General features: G+C 46.5%; 20 protein-coding genes. 4 read left to right on the top strand and 16 right to left on the bottom strand.

Features of this window, described 5'->3' with window-relative positions; translation table 11 throughout:
• Window positions 1-52: 52 nt before the first annotated feature.
• From MHH86_RS02270 to MHH86_RS02230, 9 genes are all read right to left on the bottom strand, one after another.
• A complete protein-coding gene (locus MHH86_RS02270; RefSeq protein WP_340887988.1) occupies window positions 53-1,612 on the bottom strand; it encodes a response regulator in 1,560 nt (519 codons plus the stop codon).
• Complete coding sequence (locus MHH86_RS02265) at window positions 1,609-3,519, bottom strand: sensor histidine kinase (protein ID WP_081382612.1); 1,911 nt, start codon at window positions 3,517-3,519, stop codon at window positions 1,609-1,611. Before MHH86_RS02265 ends, MHH86_RS02270 begins: the two co-directional genes overlap by 4 nt.
• Window positions 3,520-3,637: 118 nt before the next feature.
• Complete coding sequence (locus tag MHH86_RS02260; RefSeq protein WP_036682600.1) at window positions 3,638-5,332, bottom strand: extracellular solute-binding protein; 1,695 nt, start codon at window positions 5,330-5,332, stop codon at window positions 3,638-3,640.
• Between the two features lie 92 nt (window positions 5,333-5,424).
• Window positions 5,425-6,315 (bottom strand): carbohydrate ABC transporter permease, encoded by an 891-nt coding sequence (locus tag MHH86_RS02255; RefSeq protein WP_036682603.1) that lies wholly within the window; start codon window positions 6,313-6,315, stop codon window positions 5,425-5,427.
• Window positions 6,316-6,332: 17 nt separating this feature from the next.
• Window positions 6,333-7,286, bottom strand: a complete 954-nt coding sequence (locus MHH86_RS02250; protein ID WP_051491255.1) for an ABC transporter permease subunit — start codon at window positions 7,284-7,286, stop codon at window positions 6,333-6,335.
• A 209-nt stretch (window positions 7,287-7,495) separates the two neighbouring features.
• The gene (locus tag MHH86_RS02245) at window positions 7,496-10,723 is read right to left on the bottom strand and encodes a cellobiose phosphorylase (RefSeq protein WP_342479622.1); all 3,228 of its coding nucleotides are present in this window, start codon (window positions 10,721-10,723) and stop codon (window positions 7,496-7,498) included.
• Between the two features lie 28 nt (window positions 10,724-10,751).
• Window positions 10,752-12,089: a glycoside hydrolase family 30 protein gene (locus MHH86_RS02240; protein WP_076215065.1), complete on the bottom strand. Its 1,338-nt coding sequence runs from the start codon at window positions 12,087-12,089 to the stop codon at window positions 10,752-10,754.
• Between the two features lie 396 nt (window positions 12,090-12,485).
• The gene (locus tag MHH86_RS02235; RefSeq protein ID WP_342479621.1) at window positions 12,486-13,502 is read right to left on the bottom strand and encodes a LacI family DNA-binding transcriptional regulator; all 1,017 of its coding nucleotides are present in this window, start codon (window positions 13,500-13,502) and stop codon (window positions 12,486-12,488) included.
• 62 nt (window positions 13,503-13,564) lie between these two features.
• Window positions 13,565-14,047 carry a hypothetical protein gene (locus tag MHH86_RS02230; protein ID WP_143760487.1) on the bottom strand — a complete coding sequence of 161 codons (483 nt, stop codon included), beginning with the start codon at window positions 14,045-14,047 and terminating at the stop codon, window positions 13,565-13,567.
• Between the two features lie 273 nt (window positions 14,048-14,320).
• Between MHH86_RS02230 and MHH86_RS02225 the strand changes: the two genes are divergently transcribed.
• The gene (locus MHH86_RS02225) at window positions 14,321-15,043 is read left to right on the top strand and encodes an HNH endonuclease signature motif containing protein (RefSeq protein ID WP_076103848.1); all 723 of its coding nucleotides are present in this window, start codon (window positions 14,321-14,323) and stop codon (window positions 15,041-15,043) included.
• Between the two features lie 65 nt (window positions 15,044-15,108).
• Here the strand turns inward: MHH86_RS02225 and MHH86_RS02220 are convergent, their stop codons facing one another.
• Window positions 15,109-15,306: a YwbE family protein gene (locus MHH86_RS02220; protein ID WP_036682616.1), complete on the bottom strand. Its 198-nt coding sequence runs from the start codon at window positions 15,304-15,306 to the stop codon at window positions 15,109-15,111.
• 62 nt (window positions 15,307-15,368) lie between these two features.
• Between MHH86_RS02220 and MHH86_RS02215 the strand changes: the two genes are divergently transcribed.
• The gene (locus MHH86_RS02215; RefSeq protein WP_036682619.1) at window positions 15,369-15,671 is read left to right on the top strand and encodes a hypothetical protein; all 303 of its coding nucleotides are present in this window, start codon (window positions 15,369-15,371) and stop codon (window positions 15,669-15,671) included.
• A 2-nt stretch (window positions 15,672-15,673) separates the two neighbouring features.
• Here the strand turns inward: MHH86_RS02215 and sdaAA are convergent, their stop codons facing one another.
• The 4 genes from sdaAA to MHH86_RS02195 form a co-directional block, all read right to left on the bottom strand.
• Window positions 15,674-16,552 (bottom strand): L-serine ammonia-lyase, iron-sulfur-dependent, subunit alpha, encoded by an 879-nt coding sequence (sdaAA, locus tag MHH86_RS02210; RefSeq protein ID WP_036682621.1) that lies wholly within the window; start codon window positions 16,550-16,552, stop codon window positions 15,674-15,676.
• Window positions 16,549-17,259 (bottom strand): L-serine ammonia-lyase, iron-sulfur-dependent subunit beta, encoded by a 711-nt coding sequence (gene sdaAB, locus MHH86_RS02205; protein WP_036682623.1) that lies wholly within the window; start codon window positions 17,257-17,259, stop codon window positions 16,549-16,551. Before sdaAB ends, sdaAA begins: the two co-directional genes overlap by 4 nt.
• 154 nt (window positions 17,260-17,413) lie before the next feature.
• Window positions 17,414-17,833 (bottom strand): GNAT family N-acetyltransferase, encoded by a 420-nt coding sequence (locus tag MHH86_RS02200; protein ID WP_076103846.1) that lies wholly within the window; start codon window positions 17,831-17,833, stop codon window positions 17,414-17,416.
• A 2-nt stretch (window positions 17,834-17,835) separates the two neighbouring features.
• Window positions 17,836-18,411 carry a DUF4269 domain-containing protein gene (locus MHH86_RS02195; protein ID WP_342479775.1) on the bottom strand — a complete coding sequence of 192 codons (576 nt, stop codon included), beginning with the start codon at window positions 18,409-18,411 and terminating at the stop codon, window positions 17,836-17,838.
• 124 nt (window positions 18,412-18,535) lie between these two features.
• On the opposite strand from MHH86_RS02195, the gene MHH86_RS02190 reads away from it, so the two are divergent.
• Window positions 18,536-19,435: an SDR family oxidoreductase gene (locus MHH86_RS02190; protein WP_038568476.1), complete on the top strand. Its 900-nt coding sequence runs from the start codon at window positions 18,536-18,538 to the stop codon at window positions 19,433-19,435.
• A 31-nt stretch (window positions 19,436-19,466) separates the two neighbouring features.
• Window positions 19,467-19,922 (top strand): hypothetical protein, encoded by a 456-nt coding sequence (locus MHH86_RS02185; RefSeq protein WP_051491252.1) that lies wholly within the window; start codon window positions 19,467-19,469, stop codon window positions 19,920-19,922.
• Between the two features lie 16 nt (window positions 19,923-19,938).
• Here MHH86_RS02185 and MHH86_RS02180 read toward each other — a convergent pair whose 3' ends face one another.
• Together MHH86_RS02180 and MHH86_RS02175 are read right to left on the bottom strand one after the other, a co-directional pair.
• Window positions 19,939-21,585 carry an NAD(P)H-hydrate dehydratase gene (locus tag MHH86_RS02180; RefSeq protein WP_342479620.1) on the bottom strand — a complete coding sequence of 549 codons (1,647 nt, stop codon included), beginning with the start codon at window positions 21,583-21,585 and terminating at the stop codon, window positions 19,939-19,941.
• Between the two features lie 90 nt (window positions 21,586-21,675).
• Window positions 21,676-22,308 (bottom strand): NAD(P)H-binding protein, encoded by a 633-nt coding sequence (locus MHH86_RS02175; RefSeq protein ID WP_076306498.1) that lies wholly within the window; start codon window positions 22,306-22,308, stop codon window positions 21,676-21,678.
• Between the last annotated feature and the right edge of the window lie 225 nt (window positions 22,309-22,533).

Genomic DNA, 22,533 nt, shown 5'->3' with positions numbered 1-22,533 from the left:
TTCTCAAATCCATTATATAGGAGGGCCGCTTCTAAATGCATCTTCAATAGCCTCAACACTCTTCGGATACTATTTTCGCTCTATAATCACCTGGGGAAATCCCCTCCAGCTCTTTAAAAACACGGGTAAATTGTTTACTGTTCTCGAAGCCTACCTCTTCTGAGACTGTTGCGAGCTTACCGCAGCCTTTTGCCAATAGCTCTTTAGCATGACGGATGCGGACCTTTTTTAAATAGATAACAAAATTCTCACCGGTATATGCCTTAAAGGCTTCGCTAAAATAAGAATAATTCAAGGATACATGATTGCTGACCATAGCCATATTCAGTGGACGGGCGTAGTTGGCTTCAATATAGCTCAGTGCCTCTTCCATATCCGCATGCTCGGTATGCGCAGACCTTACGCCTACAATGTATTCATTCACACTCAAGAGTAAGTTCTCCAGCGCACGATAATATTCGTGGAAATGACGATAGTTGTACATATTGCCTACCGTACGATACAGCTTCAATACCTCTACCGAGGCTTCGCCATGCACCCGAAACACTTCATCCAACACCAGCTCGTTTACATTCTGTCCCACGGACTCCAGATAAGCTAGGTCCAGTTCCTTCAAATGCTCAGTTTGAAAAATCACAGATAGAAGATGCTTCATCTCCTTCTCGCGTTCTGTTCCCAGCATATTGAGCAGCTTGCGAAGCTCCTCCTTAGGTAACGGAAAGTTAGACCGTCCCTGGCCAACATCCCCATAATCCAATAAACTCACTTGCGGATATAAAAAAGTATATTGCAGTGCCCGGCATGCTTCCTTATAACAGGAACGGAGGTCCTCAAGACTTCCTCCTTCGCTGCTAATCCCAATCGATAATCCCTTTATTTCCTTAGCTTCAGCTTGTCTGGACAGCTCCATAAAATCCTGTTTTCTACTCCCGATCAAGACTAATTTTCCATCCCAATCCGTTGTGATTTCCGAGAAAAACTTTTCAAGCGGTCCGATCAATCGTTCCGCCAGTCCCTGAACATCCCCCGACTTCATTCTTGTTCCGTCATTGTAATAGTAATTCAACACACCAACTGTAAAAGGTGCTTGCAGATCACTTAGCCACTCTTGCTGCTCACGCTCCAGCGGAACCTCCTGCTGCATTAGCAGTCCCCGTAAACGACTGGACCGCAGTTCCCTGCGGAAGTGTTCCGTTTCCTGTTCCAGCTGCCTTGCGCTGAGATCCTGTTCTTCCTGTTCCTTATCGATATTCTTCAAAATTTCGAACAACTCATCTCGGCGAATCGGCTTCAGCAAGTAATCCTTTACGCGATAACGAATCGCGCTTTTGGCATATTCGAAATCATCATACCCGCTTAAGATCAGCACTGCCGGGCTTTTCTCACCACTTGTTACCTTAGATATCTGCTCCAACAGCGTAATTCCATCCATCACTGGCATACGTATATCTGTAATAATAATATCTGCACCTTCGGTCTTAAATATATCGAAACCCTCTGCGCCATTACTCGCCATTGTGATGGTATACACGGACGGAAATTCTCTTTCTATCATAGTCTTGAGACCGTAACGGATATTCTTTTCATCATCAATGATCAGTAGCTTCTTCATAGTTGTTTTTCTCCTGTCAAAAGAACTTTCGGCAAGGTCAGACGTACCATCGTCCAACTCCCTGCCTCACTCTGTACTACAAGCCCATATTCATCACCATAAAAGATTTGCAGTCGCTGATGTACATTTCTCAGTCCAATACCACCTGTTCGGCGGTCAACATCTCTCTGTTCTGAGGCACTCTCACAGCGCTCATCTTTCGCATAAATCGCCTCGTTCAAAGCAACCAAACGCTCTGGATTTAAGCCGATGCCATTATCACGAAGCTCTATACAAATATCACCTTCCGTTTCCGAAATATGAATATGAATGTTCGGGTCCTGTAAATTCTCTTTCCCGTCGCACCAAGCATGCTTAACACTGTTCTCTACAATAGGCTGCAGTGACATTTTCAGCACCTCCAGCTCCAAATATCGAGGTTCAATATGAAGCACTAACTTAACCGGATATTCAAAACGAATATTCATCACTTCAATGTAATTTTCAATGTGGCGGACTTCATCCCGCAGCTTCACATACTCTCCGGACCATTTAAAATTATAGCGCATCATCCCACCCAGCGAGGTCAGTGCGTCCGAGATCGTTCGCTGGTTCTCAATTTCAGCCAGCATTTTTATATTTTCCAGCGTATTATACAAAAAATGTGCGTCAATCTGGTTATGCAGCGTACGCAGCTCAGCCTCTTTAGACAACGCCTGCTTGCTCACTGCCTGAGCCACCAACGTATTGATGGTATTCATCAGCTTGGAGAAATGATGGGCAAGCTCCCCGACTTCCCCTCCACCACGAATCATTATTCCAGTGTACGCTTCACCTCTGCGCACTTTTTTCATTGTTTCGGTCAATCTACGTAGATTTTTTAGAATAAAGGCATTTGTCACATAAGCGATCAGCGTTAGTAAAGTAATAAAACCAACATTGGCTCCAATAATTAAGTTGCGCGTGCGGGAGATATCCTTCATCACTCCCTCCATTGACACTACATTTAACAAATAAGCATCAATTCGTTCTAGCGGAGTGTTAATTAACAAAAACGATTTACCATTCTCCGAGTAATTACTGTCCCATTCGCCAGTTTCCCGGAACTGCTTATACCGTTCTGCAATCATATCAGCCATCTCTAGATTATCCTGCAAAAAAGAATTGTCCGGCCTGGTGAAAAGCTGCAGCTCACTATCCACAAGGAACATCTGGGTCTGATTATCCCGTACATCTGTATACGTCTTGGGTGTAAACCGACTCAGCAGCATATCCACCTGCACCATGCCAATATGATTGTCTGCTGGCCGACTCTTCTCACGCAGCAAAGAAACCTTTGGCAGACTCTCCGTCGGTGCTCCCAAGTATCTCTGCATCAAATCCGGATCACTTTTCTGAAAAGACCAGTATTCCTGCCCTTTCAATTGAAGCGCTTTCTGAAACCATGGGGTGGAAGAAACTCGCTCTTCGCGAAAGATAATCGGCCAAATTTCATGCACCTTATTGCTTCTCGAATACAGCCGTAAATGCTCAATATTCGGATTATTAAATTGAATACGAGTCATATTCACATAGGCATTTGTATTAAAATCAACCAAATCTACTAGCTGCGGCTCGGTTTCATTCGCTAAGAATTTTTCTACTTCAGCATCAGAATAAGCCATTTGTGCCGCCCGTTCCATCGCCTCAATCTGATTATGAATGTGCAGCTTCTCCATTTGCGACAAATAATCATTTTTCTCGACGGCATCGCGGAGATAGGTATTATTAATGGCTTTATAGGAATAGACAGAAACCAGCATACACGGGCCTAAAACAATAAAAACATAAGCTGCAATTAAACGGCTCTGAAGAGATCTCCGCCCCCACCAATAACTAAAAGAATGCCATAATGCTCTGATTCGATCTCGCCTATTCACTTTATACACTTCTGTCCTGTCCACCTCGCTAAAATAGTGAATATTCAAATACTTAATAACTATTCCTTATTATAATTCGAAAATAACCCAAAAGCCCGCAGTTAGCGGGCATTTTGGGTCATGCTTTTTATTTTATGGACAGCTTCACTTTATTCTCTTCATATTTCTTTTGTTGGTAGGCATCAAATACATCTTCGCCTTCCTTCTTTCTCTTCTCTAAATACTCATTCCAAATCTTATCGAATTCCGCATCGGAAGAAGCCATGAGCAATTTCGGCATAGTTTTACCGCGCAACTGTTTCAGCTTCGAAGCGATGATGCCTTCAGGAGAGTTTCCTGTTGGTTCGATTTGTTGGAACTCAGAGGAGCCTATGGATTTACCTCTAGTCCAATCTTCCAATTGCTTAAATGGTTCTACCGATTTAGGAGCCCATTGGTCCGTAATGTTCGTATTTTGCAGCATCCAGAATGTAAAGGAAGATCCGATTTGCTTATCAAACGTCGAACGGTCTTTATTCATCAAATCAAACACTTCTGGTTTAAATTGATCTTTTCCATCGATCGTATCGTAGCTGACACCTTTTTCGCCTAAGAACAAGTCTTTGTTGCCTTCTTCACTGTTCAAGTAGCTGAGGAAGCGGATAGCACGTGCTTTATCCTTAACATCTTTGGAGATCAGCGTTACAGTCCAACCGGAGATACCAGGGCCATCAAGGGTTGGTTTATCCAAGTTCGTATTGGAAGGTCCGTCAACAGCGATATACGTTTTGGTTGGATCCTGTTGGTAAATCGTTCCTAGCTGTGCTGCAAAGTCTGTACGTTGATACAGCATTGCGAAATAACGGCCTTGGGCAATTTTTTCTTCCATTTGTGGGCGTTTGTCGATAAAGATATCTTTAGCCAGCAGACCGTCTTGATTCGCTTGACGAAGTGCCTTCATCCAGCGGATATATTCAGGATCAGTTTCACGAGCATATACCTTGCCATCTTTTTCTCTTGGGATTGCCAAGAAGTTCTGCAGGTAACCTTCCAAAGAATCGTTACCGTTCTCGGTAAATTCATGCAAACCAAGTGGAATAAGCGGCTGTCCATTTACGTCAGGGAATTTCTCTTTCGCTAATTTAAGCGCATTCAAGAAACCTTCTGGTGTGCGCATATCTGGACTTCCAATAGCTTCATACATATCCTTGCGGACAGCGAATACTTGGTTGGATACGTAATTTTCTCCATATTTCTCATAGTCGGCAGGAGAGGAAGAAGAGTTAGGATAGCCATACACATTGCCGTCTTCTTGTGTATACCAGCCCAGCTTATCAGCATCGGATACTTTAAAGAAGTACGGATCATATTCATCAGCAAGTTTGTTCAATGGAAGAACAAGTTCACCTTCGACCATTTTCTTAATCGCATCTTCCCAGAAACCCAAAGTGATGAAATCAGGCAATTTACCGGATGCAATCAGCGTATTAAGCTTCTCATTCTCGTTACCAGCCGGAACGATAAAATTAATATCAACTCCGGTCTTCTTAGTTACATATTGGGAGGTTGGGTCCACGCCCCATTTATTAGGGAACCATGAGAAGTTCAGGTACCAGTCAAATGTAATGGGTGAAGTATCAATCTTCCATCCCGGTTCATCTGCTGATAATGCAGCAGCAGTCGGTTCAGCACTTGCCTCCGTATTAGTAGCTTTAGCGCTGTTAGCATTACCTTCGGCATTCTTGCCAGCATTATTTCCGCTGGAGCAGCCTGCGGCTGACAATGACATCATTATTGCGAGAAGCAGAACTCCCATTGCTTTTGGCTTACGTTTCATGCCCATGCTTGTTTACCCCTTTTCTATGAATGTTAATTATAAGCTCAACCCCAGTGCCTACAGCTGTAGGCAACCGGAGGAGTTATCACTGCTAGACATCAGCCCTTAATGGAGCCGATCATCATCCCTTTAACGAAATAACGCTGCAGGAACGGATACACGAATACTATCGGCAATGTGGTCACTACCATCGTCGCCAGCTTAATGGACTGTGACGTTACGCTTCTCGTAACGCTGCTGCCTTGTACAGCGACCATCATTTGACTAGAGCTCGATTGTGCGACGACCCGGAACAAATACGTCTGAATCGGCTGCAGATCAGTATTATTGATATAGATCATACCCGTGAAGTAATCATTCCACTGATACACGCCATGGAACAGCGCAATGGTAGCAATTACAGGCATGGATACTGGAAGTACGATTCTTAAAAAGATGGACCAATCATTAGCACCGTCAATCCGTGCCGCTTCTTCCAGCCCATCGGGAATCTCCCGGAAAAAGGTCATGAAGATAATAAGATCAAAGAAGCTAAACATAACCGGAATAATATAGACTAGGAAATTCTCCAATAGGTGAAGGTCCTTCATCAGCAGGAAGGTAGGAATGAGTCCCCCGCCAAAAAAGAGAGTCACTGTACCCATAAGCATGTAGAACTTACCGCCAATGAGGTTTTTTCTGGAGAATGCATAAGCTACCATCGCTGTGAAAAATACATGCAGTACAGTACCCAAAAGTGTTTTGGCGACAGTAACCCACATCGCCTGCATGATGCCGGGGCTGGCAAACACGGCCTCGAAATTCTCAAAGCTGAACATCCGCGGCCACCAGTAGATTCCTCCCCGCATGGCGTCATTACCGTTATTGAAGGCGTTAACCAATACGTACCAGATCGGGTAAAGCGTTATGAAGCAGATACATAACATGATGAGGTTATTGATGATATCGAACAGGGCCTCGCCCTTCGTTTTACGCTTAAGTGCAAACATATATGGTCCTCCTTATCCTAGAACAACGATGTATCGTTGATTTTTTTAGATACTTGGTTGGCAATCAGCAGCAAGATTAGAGCGATAACCGATTTTAACAATCCAACTGCAGTTGAGTAAGAGAAGCGGCCTGAGAGAATCCCTGTATAGTACACATAGTAATCAATTACATTACTTGCACTATCATTCAGTGAGTTGCGCAGGACCAGAATCTGATCAAAGTTGGAGTTCAGCACTCCGCTGACCGCGAGAATGAAGAGAATGCTGATTGTCGATTTAATCGCCGGCAAGGTAACATACCACATCTTCTGAAATCTGCCCGCGCCGTCGATTGTCGCCGCCTCGTACATTTCAGGAGATACACCGGAAATTGCTGCTAAATAGATAATCGCTGACCATCCAAGTTCTTTCCAGATATCAGAGGAGATAATAATTGTCCAGAAGTAACCCGGCTCAGCCAAGTATGTAATTGGCTGATCAATAAGATGAAGCGCTAGCAAAATGTTATTGATAATTCCTACATCAGCAAGCCATGTAGCCAAAATCCCTCCGAGTACCACCCATGAGAGAAAGTGGGGCAAATACGAAATCGTCTGTATGGTCTTCTTGAATTTCATTGAACGAACTTCGTTCAGAAATAGAGCGAAGATTATCGGCAAGGGAAATCCGATAATTAGCTTAAACAAGCTAATGCCGAGTGTATTTTTAATTACATTCGAGAGATTGTCATCATCCATGAACTCTTTGAAATGTGTAAGTCCCACCCATGGGGCTTCTGCAATCGTTTTAACGATGTTGTAATCTTTGAAAGCAATGATAATTCCATACATGGGAATGTAGTTAAAGATTATCATCCACGCAATGCCGAGTAGAGCCATTGTCTGCAAATGACGCTGGGCAATGAACCTCTTCCAAAGCGGACTGCGATTTACTTTACCGGTTTCGAAATTGCCAGGAATTAACGGCTTCATCGCTGAGCTTACTTCCATGCTTTTTTTGTTCTCCATCCTTTGGACCTCCAGGCTCTATATCTGTATTTAATCTAAAGCGCTTACAATGTTTATGTATCCATTGTATTTGCTTTTGCCTGTCTCCGTAAGGCTTTGAATTTCGGATTATAGGTTCCATTTTTCGGATTCATTGAAAATTTAAGGGCGAGCCGCAGCTCGCCCCTCTATTTTTATGCTAATACTGCTTGAATTTGCGCGATTTCTCCACGCCGCAGAGCCTCTGCCTCTTCACCGCGCACGAACGCTCCAGATATTTTAGTCATAGTTCCATTACGGTATACAAGCATCAAAGATTGAATGCTAACCTTCTTCTCGCCAAAGGTATTTTCACGTTTTGGGTTAGAATAGATTACCTCCGTATTCCCAAGGAAAGTGAAGGACAGATTGCCCTCTTCATCAAATAGCCATCCTGGCAATACCGGATCAAGAGACAGTGTAAGCGCTCCATCCTCCAATCTGAAAACATGGCTTCCAGCCATCATTGTTCTCCACATGCTTAAGAATTCCGCAGTCGATCCACTAAGTCTCGCTACGAACCCTCTACCGTGGTTATTTGGATCAGGATTGCCTCCGGTTGCGATAAAAGATGAATTCTCCAGTGTACTGCGTCCATAAACAGCAGGATCAAGGAATGGCACCAGCGACGTCTTCAGCTCACCGTAGAATTCCTCGTACAGCCCGCCCTTCAGCAGCTCAAGCAGATACTTATAGGACATGTGCAGGAAGTTAGACTCCCGTTCTAGCCAGCCTGGTGTAAAGGCTCTCATTCGTCCGATTTCATGCGATTCACCTTCTAGACTAACAGAGGTCTGATACATAGATGTTGCCCGATCATACAGCTCTGTTTGCTTAATCAGATTATAGATTTCTTTTGCCTGCACCGGGTTCTTCATCGTCTTCAACCAGCGGGTAGGTCCTTCCAGGAAATAAGGCAAGGCATAAGCCTTAAACTCCTCAACCACAGCTTTTGGCAGTCCGTATCCGCTAATGACTGGTTGACCCTCAGCATCTGTTACCTGATGGAATTTCTCCGCTTCAAAACGGAAATAGGTGGGGGTAAGTCCATTGCCCATTTCTACCGCCTTGTTGATCCCCTCATCAATTTTAACTAGGAACTTGGAAAGGGCTTCGCGGATGTGCTCCAGCGTTACTGCGGACTCAACACCAGTAATGCCAAACCGGATACTTGCTCTATAAGCTTCACGGGCTGAAGCTACTGTATCCCAATAGTTGAATTGTTCCACTTCTCCTGCTAGGACAGCAGTTACCGCGTGATATACCGCTTCAAGCAGCTCCGCGATTTCTTCTGGCAGCTTTACAGCTCCCTGTACATTCTCAGCACCGTTCAGCACATCCAGCAAAAAGACTACAGTACGCTTCAGCTCAAAAGTCTCACTCATTCCGGAGCCAAACAATCCTGGCAGACCGTTCATGGCATCGTTCCAGCCCGGCTTGTTGCCTTCCATCTCCACACCCATGCCGTAAGGGTCAAGCGTAGCAAATTTATTCAAAGCAAGAGACAACATCTTCACGAACAGATTGGTGTGGTAAATAGCACCTTGCCCACCTTCGGCACGCAGCCAATGGGTATCTCCTGCTTTCCATTTCAGCTTATGCAGCTTCTCCTCATCCTCCAGGAGGGCGCCATATTGCCGGGCTTTTCCGTCACTAATTACATACTTCTCACTACGTGGCAGCACATATGCTGGGCTGTCATAGAACGCATAAGTGTTATCCCCAAATAAAAGCTCCTGCTTCTTGTCAGGGAAGATGTCCAAATAACCTACTACGAGATCCAAATTATATGTCCAGTGATCAGACCAGAAGCCTTCGCCAAAAGCAGCCTCAATGTTTTGCTGTGACAGGGCTAGCAGACCCGACAGAAACTCCTGCTCACTAACCTTCAACGTAACGTTATGATCCGCAATGTAATTGATCAGGCTGCCTGGGGTGAACCGACTGTTGCATAGCTTAACAAGCTCAGCTTGATGATCCGCAGCCGCTTCTCCGATCCATTCCGCAGCCTTCGCTCTGCTGTCTGACTTCACTTCAAAGGTTGTTCCTTGAACACTAAGTGGGTTGTAGCCATCTGCTTGAATTAAGCTATAGAACATTTTGATGTTGAAGCTGCCCACCTTCGGATTAAAAAACACATCATTCCGGCGGTTCTGATTCATATCGCGGAAGTTTCCGTTCCCCTGTGAATAGTATTCTGGGGCAAGCGAGAAGAAGTTATAGTCGCGCTCCAAATCGCCATGTTTACGGGAATATAAATGAACCACAAAGCCATCTCCGCCATTGTCAAAAATAAAAGGATAGCCTCCACGCAGGAAGTTATCGAGATAGGACTGACGGCAATAAGCATCAAACACAGCCGATGAAGTGTGCGTGGCAATGTCTTCTGTTAATTCCTCTGTCAGACCTGCGGCTTCTTGGGATTTGGACAGAATATATTCATCTCGGCATAAATGCTCTGCCTTTTTATTGATTTTATCGATGTCATTTACATGCCCAACCAAAGTATTCAGGGTCAAGCTGCTGCCGGGTGCCAAACGTCTAGCCACACCACTGAAGCCGCAAGGAACCTTATTGACTGGATATTGTGGAAGCTCACTCAGCTCCGAAAGCGTTAATCCCGCAAAGCGGTCTGGGTAAGTAAGAGAGGTATTGCCGCCGAAAATAAGCTCGAAATCAACGATTGGCGCGACTTTTTCTCCTTCTCCAGTAAACGACAGATAGAAATGCCCATTTGTGATTTCGCTAACCTGCGCGCTATCGTTGGTGCTGGAACGCAGCTTATAGAACGGAATACCGTTCTCCAGATTGTATACGTCCATCCAGCTGCGCAGCAGGTTACCAATCTCCTTGTAGCCGCTGTTTTCTACTCCGTAAGGCAAGATCTCAGGCAGACCATCCATCAGCTCCAGCTCAATCTCTTTGCCCCCGATATTCTCAATCTCCACCCGACGTACCAACGCGGCATAATCGTCATTAGGCAGATTGAAATAGTGTACGGTCGTCTTCAGCCCATGCCCGGCATGGCTTTCCTCAAGGGTCAGTCCGTTAGGCAAAATGGTCATGATCCGCTTGGCGGCAGGATCTGGACGTGCCGATTGAAATGGCTCATAAATCTCTTGCTCGCCTTTTATTTTAATAAAGGTTCGGAAGCCGGTGGTTCCTACGTCTTTATAAGAGATATTTGCTGGAGAAAATTCCATGATTGGCGAGTTCTTGTCGCGTACTCCAAAGCTGCAAATCGCTTGCCCCCGGTTCACATAAAAAGTCCACATTGGAATTCCCTTAAGACCTGCAAGACCTGGCAGGAAACTAGAGAAAGGCTTTCCTGTATCAAACTGCTCCATTACAAAATTACCTGATTCGAAATAATAATTACTCACGTTAATGTCCTCCTAAACTGTTACTTATTTATGAAATCAGATGCGTTACGATAGAATGAGGGGATAGCTCGCAGTTGGCAATCTCTTCGCCAAGCCCCAAGGTTACCGTGCGAGCTTCTTCGCTCTCATTCATCAATATGACAGCAAGGCTGCCGTCCGGATTACGGAATGCTGTGGATAGGATTCCTTCCGCTTCAGAAGTAAAGCCAATCCGTACCGCACCTGGCGCGATAAATTTACTGAAATGCCCGATATAATAATAAGAGCTGTTATAGTGCAATTCGTCTGTTGTTGTATCTGCAATAATTGGAGCATCACAGAGATTCCCTACATGATTGGGCCCGCCGGTCTCATCCAGTACCAGGTTCCAGTCCAGATACCCTTCTGTCCATGCATTGAGATCCCCAATCATATTTCTGCCGTAACGTTCACCTGTAAACCATTCGCCAAGCTTGACGCCGCCCTCTTGACAGCCCTCAGTGAACAATAGATGTTTGTCAGGAAATAGATCATGTACCTTCTCTACCTTGTCGAACTCCTCACCACCATACCAGTGGATGCCTGTACCCCACACATATTGTGCAGCTTCAGGATCAGACAACACGACCGAAGCACGTTCGACCATAATATCGCGGTTATGATCCCAGATAACAATGTATACATCGGAATGGCCTGCCTGCTGCATCACTGGACCGAGATGATTTTTAACAAAATCGCGTTCCTCTTCCGCACTATAAATGCAAGAATCCCAGACTTGAACAGCAGCCGGCTCATTCTGCACGGAAACCGCCCAAATAGGTACGCCTTCCTTCCCATAAGCTTCAATAAATTTGGTATAGTAGCGTGCCCAAACTTCAGCGTATTCTGGCTTGAGCGATCCTCCATTATTCATTTCACCATTTGTTTTCATCCATGCCGGAGGGCTCCAAGGAGAGGCCAACATCGTGAACGGTCCACCTTTTACCTGCATTGCATCCTTAATCAGCGGAAGCACCCACTTATGATCATGGGAGATATCAAAGGTAGCCAGCTCCGTATCATGATCAGCGACATAAGTATAATTTCCAAGCGCAAAATCACAGCTATGAATATGAACACGACCCATGTTATAGCCTAATCCCTCTACCGGATGAAAGTAGCGATGAATAACCTCTGCCCGTTTCTCAGGACTGAGCCGTGACAACGTATATGCCGCAGCTTCTGTGAAAGCGCCGCCAAATCCTATCATCTTTTGGAACTCCTGCTCTGGCTTAAGCTCTACATCGGCAGATCCAGAATCAACTCTTGCGCTAAAAACAATTGCCTCTTTCGGAGTTAAGCGTTCCCCTGTATCTTTTGCAGTTACTACAGTTTGAACTTTTGCCATTTCATCCATCTCCTCTAATTGTTTTGTTACTAACAACAAGCACTGTCTTTACTGGATCACCATCCGATGTTAGGGTTCGGAGCGATGGGCCACTGAAACGTTTGAGAAAATTCAAGGAAGCCTTCGGTAAACTTTGATTTCAGCTCATTCGAAACTTAAAATCGAAACCGGTTTCGATTGTTGCGAAAAAAAATGATCTAACGAAGAGCAGGAAAAAAAAGCGGCATAACAATATACCCATTATAGCCCCATTCCTCTGAATAAGCTGTAGCAAATACCACATAGGAAGAATTCGAGCTATGATGTCCTCTACTTTATCAGGACTCTTTTCTTTTCGTCAAGATTTATCCTGTGGGCAGCAGCCTGCTCTCTGTACTTATGGAATTTGATACAGCCCTAATTTCCGCTCGGAGGCGCACAGGATTCCCGTTCGATCACTTCTACCGGAACTAGAACCGCTTCCTTATCCAACTGTTTCCCTTCAATCGATGCTAAAAGAATGTCCGCTGCTCGGCTTCCTAAAAGTTCCGTATCCTGACGAATGGTTGTCAATGCAGGTGTAACATACTCAGCTAGATCAATATCATCGTACCCCACAACTGAAATGTCCAGCGGTACGGAAAGTCCACTATCTTTTACCGCCATAATAGCCCCTAAAGCTAACATGTCACCAGAAGCAAAAACAGCGGATGGCCGATCAGGCAGCTTAAGAAGCTCCAGCATCGCTTGATAACCACTTTCACGAGAATAAAAAGCTCCATTCACAACATAGGATTCCGGCACTTCAAGCCCCTGCTGCTTCATAGCGTTCTTATATCCTAACTCCCGGGTTTTACCAGGGAAAGTGTTCATACCTCCGGAAATATGAGCAATCTTGCGATGACCCAAAGAAACTAAATACTCTATCGCAAGCTGAGCTCCAGCCGTATTATCCGAACATACCGTATGCGACTGCGTAGTCTCAAAATCCAGAATCACAGTAGGAATATCACTCTCTAGCAGCTCACGGAAATAAGGGTCCTCGTAATCAGACAAGAATACGACAACACCATCTACACCACGAATTCGGCAATTCTCCAAATAACCACTTTGTTTACCTCCAACATCCTTGGAAATAAACATGAGGGCATACCCCTTATCCACAGCAACCTTCTTAAAGCTCTCAATCACAGCGCTAAAAAAGGGATGGCGAATACCAAATCCCGTATTCTCTACAAACAATACACCGATGGTCCATGATTTCTTAGTAGTCAGTGTACGGGCATGGGAATTCGGCAAATATCCCATTTCTTGGGCAACCCGGAAAATTTCCTGGCGAGTCTTCTCCCGTACATCGGAATAATTATTAAACGCCTTGGATACCGTTGTAGGAGAGTAACCGGTTCTTTTGGCAATATCATATATAGTTGTCAATCCGGTTCACTCCTTGCCCAGACTAATGAAATACCTTCTGATACCTTCTGTTCACTGCAATTTTAACGTCTTTCGATACCGCCGTCCAGCAAAAAGTAACTTTGTACGGAAGGAAGCAGCGTAAAGACTTGGATCAAAAGCCCTAGACTCATATAGATCAGATGTATGATTGCCACACTGTTCAACATATACGTCTGCACCATAATCCAAATAATTAACCCAAATCCGATATATAGGGACAATGCCCAGAAGCTATATAATTTCTTAAAGGGATTCAAAGTATTCACCCAGCGCAATTCTGGTCTCTTGATCAACCCATAAAACACAAACAAGGGCAGGATACCAAATACGATGAATAGCAAAATACCCGGAATTAAAAAATCTGAAAATGGCGATCTTTCCAGCATAGATGTGGGCATGTGTATCAGATCACCACTAGGATCTATGACCATTGACCCGCCTCCTGCTAACGCTCCAACCCCCAAAAATATATGAAGAATATAAAGCAATGTTACCGTAAACGGCCTTCTTTTGGTTGGTTCCATTTCAATACCCCTTCCCATGTTAAAAAAGTAGAGCATTCCCTACTGCTCTTTTCAATTTTACATGTTTTTCCTGAACGTCACCAAGATAGATATCACACAAAAAGCCGTATTTAAGCTTTTTTTGAGTGCGATGTGAACGATTGTATTTTACGCTATACTAAGATTAGAACGAAATGTTAACCCTGCCGACTGAATCTAATAAATAAAATACATTGGATCCTAAAAAACAAGGAGACAGGACGGGCGCAAAGACGCGCTGAACCTAACATATCTATGAACGATACCCATCTTTTATCCACCAAACAATGCACCTATTGCCAGCAACAGAAGCCGCTCTCTGAATTTCGTAAACGTACCGGCAAACGTTCCAAAGGCCAGTCTCGCCGTGGTGCTTGTCGGGAGTGCCGCAAACAACGACAAAACATAGATCTCACTCTTGCAGCAGGTCCCATTCCAGTACAACCTGATACCATTCAACCCCCTTCTTCAGCTGTCAAGGAACGCTCCAAACAAGGAAAGCCTTCTTCCACGGTTGCTTCTTCACCGCAATCCAACCCAAATCAGCGCATACGGGGCTTGGAACAACGAAGGAAACATTCTCATTCTCAAGGCGCGAAACTGAGTCCCGAAGATCCAACGCAATTGATTCCCTCTGCCAAAGGGAAAATTCTAATGCGTGGCCACAGTGATAAAGGACGGCGCTGGCATCAGGAAATTGACTACGAGCTTGCGGTTACTCTAGTCAGAGAACATGCCGCTATCGTAGTGAATCGCCGAACCATCCGCAGGATATACAGCAATAAGGATTTCCGTGCTTATATATTGACCAGAGACAACTATACCTGCTACTTCTGTGGCTCCTATGGAGACACTATAGATCATCTGCTGCCCCGTGCTAAAGGTGGCCATACTACTCCGGATAATTGCGTTTGCGCTTGTACGTTATGTAATCAGACCAAGGCCGATCAGTCCGTTGAGGATTTTATGAGCAGATAAAATAGAAAAACGCCCCAATCTCAGTTGATTAGGGGCGCTTTTTAAATTAAAGGTGAATTTTATTATTAGTTAGCAACAATATTTTTAACTCGTCCTACCTGTCCACTGGTTAAACGCACCTTGATGCCATGCGGATGTCGAGGTGAGTTGGTGAGAATATCCTTCACCGTTCCATGTGTTAGCTTACCCGTCGGCTGATCCTGCTTAAGCACAATATCCACTTCAAGCCCAGGACGAATATCGGCTCTTACCTGTCCGTTCATGATGTAATCCCCTTTCAATGGGTTATAATGTTGTCAACTATACTAGATAAGGAGGAGACGTAATGGCCTTCGGCATCAACAGAGAAGAATTAACCCGCTGGAAAAAAGCAGTCTCCGCAGGAGAAATCGCCTTCTTAACCCATTACTGGCTAGACCCGCGTTTTCCCGGCATGACTACTGTCACCAAGGTAGGCTGTAGTGACCTAACCAGATTAACCTATTGGTGTGAGGAAAATGGACTGCCGGCTAAATATATTCATAATCGTTCCCCATTCCCCCACTTTGACCTTATGGGACCCAAACAAGCAGAAATCCTTCGGAAGGAAGGCTTATGGGAACAGTTGGAACGTTTCAAAATGCTCTAAAATTATTTCTTTTTACGTAAATCCTGCATGATCTTGCGGCCGGTAGGTGTCTGTGCTAATCCGCCACCTGCGGTCTCGCGGTGTTTTTCTGGCATAGCTGAGCCTACCTCAAGCATGACCTTGATTACTTCATCTGAAGGGATCACGCTACGTACACCAGCCAGTGCCATATCCGCGGCGGCGAGCGCGGTCACTGCACCGAATCCGTTTCTAACGATACAAGGAATCTCTACAAGTCCTCCCACCGGATCGCAAATCAGTCCTAATGTGTTCTTAAGCGCCAGTCCAACAGCATGCACTGCTTGTGCAGGCGTCCCTCCACGCAGTTCGGTTAAAGCTCCTGCCGCCATCCCGATGGCCGATCCGACCTCGGCCTGACAGCCACCCTCTGCGCCAGATACAAACGAATTGTTGGCAATGACATAACCGATTGCTCCCGCAGCGAACAAACCGGAAACCATATAATCATCATCCCAGCCAAACCGTTCCTGGCAGCTGAGAAATACACCCGGAATAATTCCGCATGAACCTGCGGTAGGTGTAGCAATTATTCGGCCCATTGAGGCATTAACCTCGGATACAGCCAAAGCATAGGCCATTGCTTGACCAGCGGGTCCACCTAGGCATGGTTCATCTGCTGCGTTATAGGCTCCTACACGCTGGGCATCCATTCCCGTAAGGCCGCTGCGCGAAGTGGTATCTTCATGCATCCCACGATGAACAGCTTCTTTCATGACCCCATAATACTCACGCATAGTGGCAAATTCCTGTTCACTGGAACGTCCAGATTCCGCGCTTTGCTCTTCGAGCATAAGAGCTCCAATGGTGAGGCCACGTTCCTCACATAATACAGCCAGTTGACTAAGTGTTTGAAAATTCATGTTAAGCTTTCCTTCCCCTTCTCATCTTGCTTACCTTCGTTTAAATTAACCAATTTCACCGATTTCACCGCAGTGAGCGCTTTAAGCGCTTCAATAAGCTCAGGAGTAGCAGCTTCATCCAGCTCCAGTACCGTTAAGGCTGCACCGCTGCGATTCTTCCGATCAAGAGACATATGCCCTATATTAAATTGTCCGTTACGCATCACTTCTGTAACACTCGCCAGAACACCTAAATAATCCATATGATGAATCAATACCGTCGGATACATTCCCGTAAGCTTTACTCCAAAACCATCCACATCGACGATCTCAATGTTTCCACCACCGATGGATGTCCCCGTTAAAGTCAGCTCACTTCCTGTCTCTTGTCCGATAAGATGCAGTTTAACCGTGTTAGGATGAGGAAACAATCCCGTTCCTTGCTCAAAAGATACTTCCATCCCAGCTTCAGCCGCCAACTCCAGAGAGTCGGGTAACCGATGATCATCGGTAGCGTAATCCATAAGTCCTCCGACAATAGCCCGGTCTGTACCATGTCCCTGATAAGTAGCTGCAAAAGAACCAAAAAACGTCACTTCTGCCACACGCGGCACTTCACCCAGCACCTGCCTTGCAGCCCTTCCGATCCGTGCTGCACCGGCTGTATGCGAGCTTGAAGGCCCGACCATGGCCGGACCAATAATTGAAAACACATCTTTAAAACGCATAAAAGACCTCCTGCCTGCAAATAGGCAATTATCAAACTCATATATAGTATACTGCACTGGCAGTCGGAGTTCACCGTTACATTTGCTGTGATATATCCACTTCTAATCTAATGATATTTTACTTAGATAGTATCTTCATTTCGCATCTTATGTATCACAAGATATCCTGGGAGTATAACATAATTCCACCTCTATACTGCCAGCCTATCCCTTCCCAGAATCCTCTTCCTTGTTCATTGGTTCCTATAACCATCAGATGGCATTTTGCAATACCAGCTGCATGTAAATTACCGAGACAACGCTTTACAAGCTCACGCCCGATGCCCATGCCTCGGCAGTCATTACTAACCGCCACATGATACATATAACCTCTTCGCCCATCATGTCCACACAATGCAGTTCCTACAATCCGGCCGTCTTCATTCTCGCAGATCTGGCTGAAGCCAGCATTACGCTCCAGATAACGCGCAACCTCCAGCCTCGAATCTGCTTCGCTGAGTCCCATTCCCTCTGTATTTTCCCATAGCTGGTAGGCAGCTTCATAATCATCCGCAATCATCTCTCGATAATTCATGTCTATCCCCTCGCTTGTATAGAATGACAAAAAGCATAAAGAGCACTCCGCGGAAGCTTTTCCAGCATCAGCAGCGCTTCGTAAGGGTCACCTTCCAAACCCAGCACTTGCGCGAAGGCGGGTTCGGTCTTCCATCCGTTTGTTTTCATCATAATGATCAGCTGGCGAAAATCATTATCCAGCTGAGCTAGAATTTCCGCTTCAATGATCATATGTAAGTAACCATTCTGCAGAGCTGTAGGCCGCGGCTGCCCAAACAGTTCTATAGGCCAGCCCCCGGCCATAAAGTTAATTTTCGTTCGAGGGACCCCATCAACCACACGCGATACACTAGTAAAATCATCCATGGTTCCGAAATATCGACTAACAATGTCCGTAAACATTACGGAATCATGAACCTCACAAATAATATCCAGGTCGCTGCCCTTCACCTGAATTCCAAGCGGCACTGTGCCAACCAGCACCGGGTTATAGTCGGCCAGCAAACTCATAATATTTAATTTTCTTAACAGGGCATAGACCTCTTTTTGCACTGGAGTTCCGTGATTCAAATAATCTATATTTCGCCAATCATTCATCTCGGACAAACGCCCCTCCGACTAGGATATAAACACAGGTATAACTGGATAACAGCGCACGCTTTTCTAGGCGCATGCATAGAAATATACGGAAGATAGAAGGCAAGGAGGAGTGTATGTAAAAATGAATCCCACCTACCCCTACTATGGGGAACAAACGATATGTAAGGAACAGCCTATTGCTTTTCCCCCGCAGCACCAAGACCGTCAGCCAGGTCTAGAGAGTCTAATGAATCCTCGCCCCATCAGTGAAGATCCGGAGATTGCCGGCAGTGGAAAGCTGAAAGGAAAAATTGCACTCATCACCGGAGGCGACAGCGGGATTGGTAAAGCGGCGGCCATTGCTTTTGCAAAGGAAGGCGCAGATGTCGCTATAGCTTATTTATACGAAGCTTCAGATGCAGAGGTCACTCAGCGGCGAATTGAAGAATTAGGGCAACGTTGTTTGCGGATCGAAGTTGATTTACGCCATAAGGAAAACTGCTTCAAGGCTGTGGAGCATACCCTTCGCACTTTTGGCAAGCTGGACATCCTCGTCAACAATCATGGCGTCCAGTATCCACAAAAAAGTATTTTGGATATCACGGAAGCACAGCTCTACCAAACGTTTCAGACGAATATATTTCCATTCTTTTACCTGACGCAAGCCGCACTTCCACATCTAAAAAAAGGCGCAGCCATCATCAATACTGCGTCCATTACTGCCTATCAAGGAAATAAAGAGCTTATAGATTATTCCTCAACTAAAGGTGCGATCGTATCCTTTACCCGCTCTTTAGCCTTATCACTCGTAGACTCTGGCATTCGTGTCAATAGTGTAGCTCCCGGACCCGTATGGACACCACTAATTCCCTCCAGCTACTCCGCAGATGAGGTTAGTGTATTTGGGACGGATACACCCTTTAAACGTGCCGCACAGCCATATGAGTTAGCAGGAGCCTATCTTTATTTAGCGGGACCGGATTCTTCGTATGTTACCGGGACATGTATTCATGTCAATGGTGGAGACATGGTCACCAGCTGATGCATTACACCACGAGAGGAATGTATATCAAATGAATAAGATAAACGATTATGATATCTCTTCTGTCCGCCTGAGCAGTGGCATGTACGCATTAACCAAATTAGCCTGCGCAGGGTTAACCTACGTCCTTGTTACCTTACTTATGCTTGGATTTCCACAATCCGACGGAATCCCTGAAGGCTGGCCACTATCGATTCCTTATGCCATTTATGCTTATGGATTGCCTGCGGCGTTAGTAGCGGATATACTGCTGCATATTCTGCGTTCGAAATCGCAAATCCTGCCTCTGGCTGTATACGTCGTCACGGGTTTCGGCGCAGGTTTATGGCTGGCAGCGGAACAAGGTGCAGAGTATCTGCTATGGGGTCTGGGTGGAATTCTGGGACTGCTCATTCTTCGAGTGACCCAGCTTGGTGTGGAAAGATTCCCTCTGTTGCTGCCAGTATTCGCCCTGTTTCTGCCACTGCTCTGTTTACTGCTGTCATAAGCCTTATTAGGTGTATTCAAAGCGCTTCAATGATATCTCCGGCAATGATAGCCGCCGGATTATTCCGCTGACGGGCTGCTCTCTCTCCTGCTAATCCGTGCAGGTATACCCCAAAAGCTGCTGCCTGCGTAGCATGAAGTCCCTGAGCCAGCAGGCTGGAAATCATGCCCGTTAGCACATCACCGGCTCCACCAGTGCCCATGCCGGGATGGCCTGTGGTATTTACATAAGCTTGCCCTTCAGGAGTTGCTATCACGGTATGCGCTCCTTTTAACACAAGTGTAACCCCATGCTCCTTGGCATAGTCCATAGCCAGACCGATCCGGTCACGCTGGACCTCAGCCGTAGTTAGGTTGGCTAGACGAGCCATCTCACCTGGGTGAGGGGTCAAAATTACAGAATGACGCCGCACCCAACTCTTATAATCGGAGTCAGCCAGAATATTTAAGGCATCCGCATCGATAACCAGCGGGCAATCACTGCCTTCCCAAAGACTGCGAAGCCAATCTGTATCTCCCGGGAACCGTCCAAGACCAGGACCCACAGCTATTACATCTCGCTCTTCGCTTAACTTCAGTAGCTCTGACACGGTCTCAGCCACCCAGTTTCCCTCTTCACTGCCACCTACATCAGCCAGCATCAATTCAGGAACAACACCGATGACGGAAGGTAACAGCTTCTTAGGAAGCGCCCACGTCACCAGTCCGCAGCCCGTGCGTAGCGCAGCACGGGCTGCGAGTAGTCCAGCACCGCTCATCCGTAGGGTGCCGGCGGCAAGGAGTACATGCCCATAAGTACCCTTATGGCCTTCAGGCGATCGCCGCCGGGCCAGATCGACACCCAGATGGGCATGCAGCACTTCCGGTGTCAGCAGGTGTGCCTGCACACCGCTGTTAAGAGCCAGAGCAGTCGGAATGCCGATGGCCCGTACCTTGACATGCCCCGCCGCGCCTGCACCGGGGTATTGCAGGAGGCCTCGCTTGAGAAACGCGAGGCATACCGTCACTGACGCATGAATGCAAGGCTCATGCGTCTCTCCTGTGTCCGCGTTCAGACCACTGGGGATGTCCGCGGACACAATGACCTTGCCGCTGCTGTTCGCTGCGGCAATCAGCTCCGCATAGGCGCCGCGCGGGGCTCCCGCGCCGCCGGTGCCGAGCAGCGCATCCAGGATGCCGCTGCACTCGGCAAGGTCCAGCCGATCCCTGCCGTATACTACGGCAGGCAGGCCCATGACTGCAGCCGCATCGCGCTGCAGGGCGGCCTCGCCGGAGAGCGACTCCGGCGGCACCGCATAGACGAGCGTGACGGCGATGCCGGTCTCGCGAAGGTACCGTGCGGCGGCGAGGCCATCGCCGCCGTTGTTGCCTTTGCCGACGAGGATGAACCATCGCTCGGCGGCGGCAGAGGCAAGCGTCAGCGCATGATCTGCGCTGACCTTAAATGCCTTGCCTAGGTCACCCAGCGCGGCCTGCTTTAGCCCGGCATCGTTCCCTTTGGCTGCATTCCTGCAGCCTGCCCCGCCTCTCTCCCGGCAAAGCGCGATGATCTCCTCTGCGATAACTCTTCCCGCATTCTCCATCAGCGCAATCGCTGGAATCCCCAGCTGCTGGATCGTTTCGCTGTCCAGCTGCCTCATTTGCTCAGCAGTTACCAGATACATGATTTAGCCCCTTTCCGCTATCTACCGTTCCAAAGCTTCACACGCAATTCCAAGTACAATCCCGAGCGCAAGTCCGGCGCAAGTCTGATATCAGTAAGCGACAGTAAATCTGGCCCGACTAAAATTCCCTTCCTCCAGCTCGTCCACCATAGCTACAGCGAAATCCTCCACACTAATCTTGCTTTCACCATTCTCATCTAGAATAAGACGGTCCAATCCGATGCGGAAATGACCTGTACGACGACCTGGATGAACTACCGCAGCAGGACTGAGATACGTATAATCCAATTCTGTATTTTTGTAAATCTCATAAGCCTGCGCATGCGCCTCTGCAACTGGTTTAAACTCTTCCGGAAAATCCGGTGTATTCATCAGCAGCTCTCCAGTTTCAGTCTTTAAGCTACCTGCACCTCCAATAACCAACAGCCGATTTAACCCTGCCGTCTGCATACCCTCCACCAACGCTTTTGCCGCCGTAATCAGATCCTGCTCGTGGCCCGCTCCTGGTCCATAAGCACTGATTACCTCTTCATGGCCACGGACCGCAGCTGCTACTGAAGCCGGATCAAGAATATCCACCGTTGTGACATGTAAACGCTCGTGTTCGAGAGTTACTGACTCTGGATTGCGTACCGCAGCTGTTACTTCGTGTTTTCTTTTTAATGCCTCCTGTACAATTGCCTTTCCAATCGTTCCTGAAGCGCCCAATATTACAACATCCATCTTGTTGTTCCTCACATTCTACGAGCAAGACCATTATCGTGCAGCCTTCTGCTCAATTATTTTTTTGATGCTCATCTGAATAGCTTTTCCCTTACAGCCTTTAAACATTATTTATCCCCTGAGATCCAATCGAAACCAGATCGCACCTACTACTCCACTTCCAGACCAAAAACCCCTTAACCAATACAAGGGGCACTCCTACTAAAAAAGCAGCATGAATTCGCC

Origin of the sequence: Paenibacillus sp. FSL F4-0097 (genome assembly GCF_038593125.1) — a bacterium.
GTDB lineage: Bacteria > Bacillota > Bacilli > Paenibacillales > Paenibacillaceae > Paenibacillus_AQ > Paenibacillus_AQ odorifer.
The sequence above is the reverse complement of the archived record's forward strand: the minus strand, read 5'-3'. Positions and strand labels throughout refer to the sequence as shown.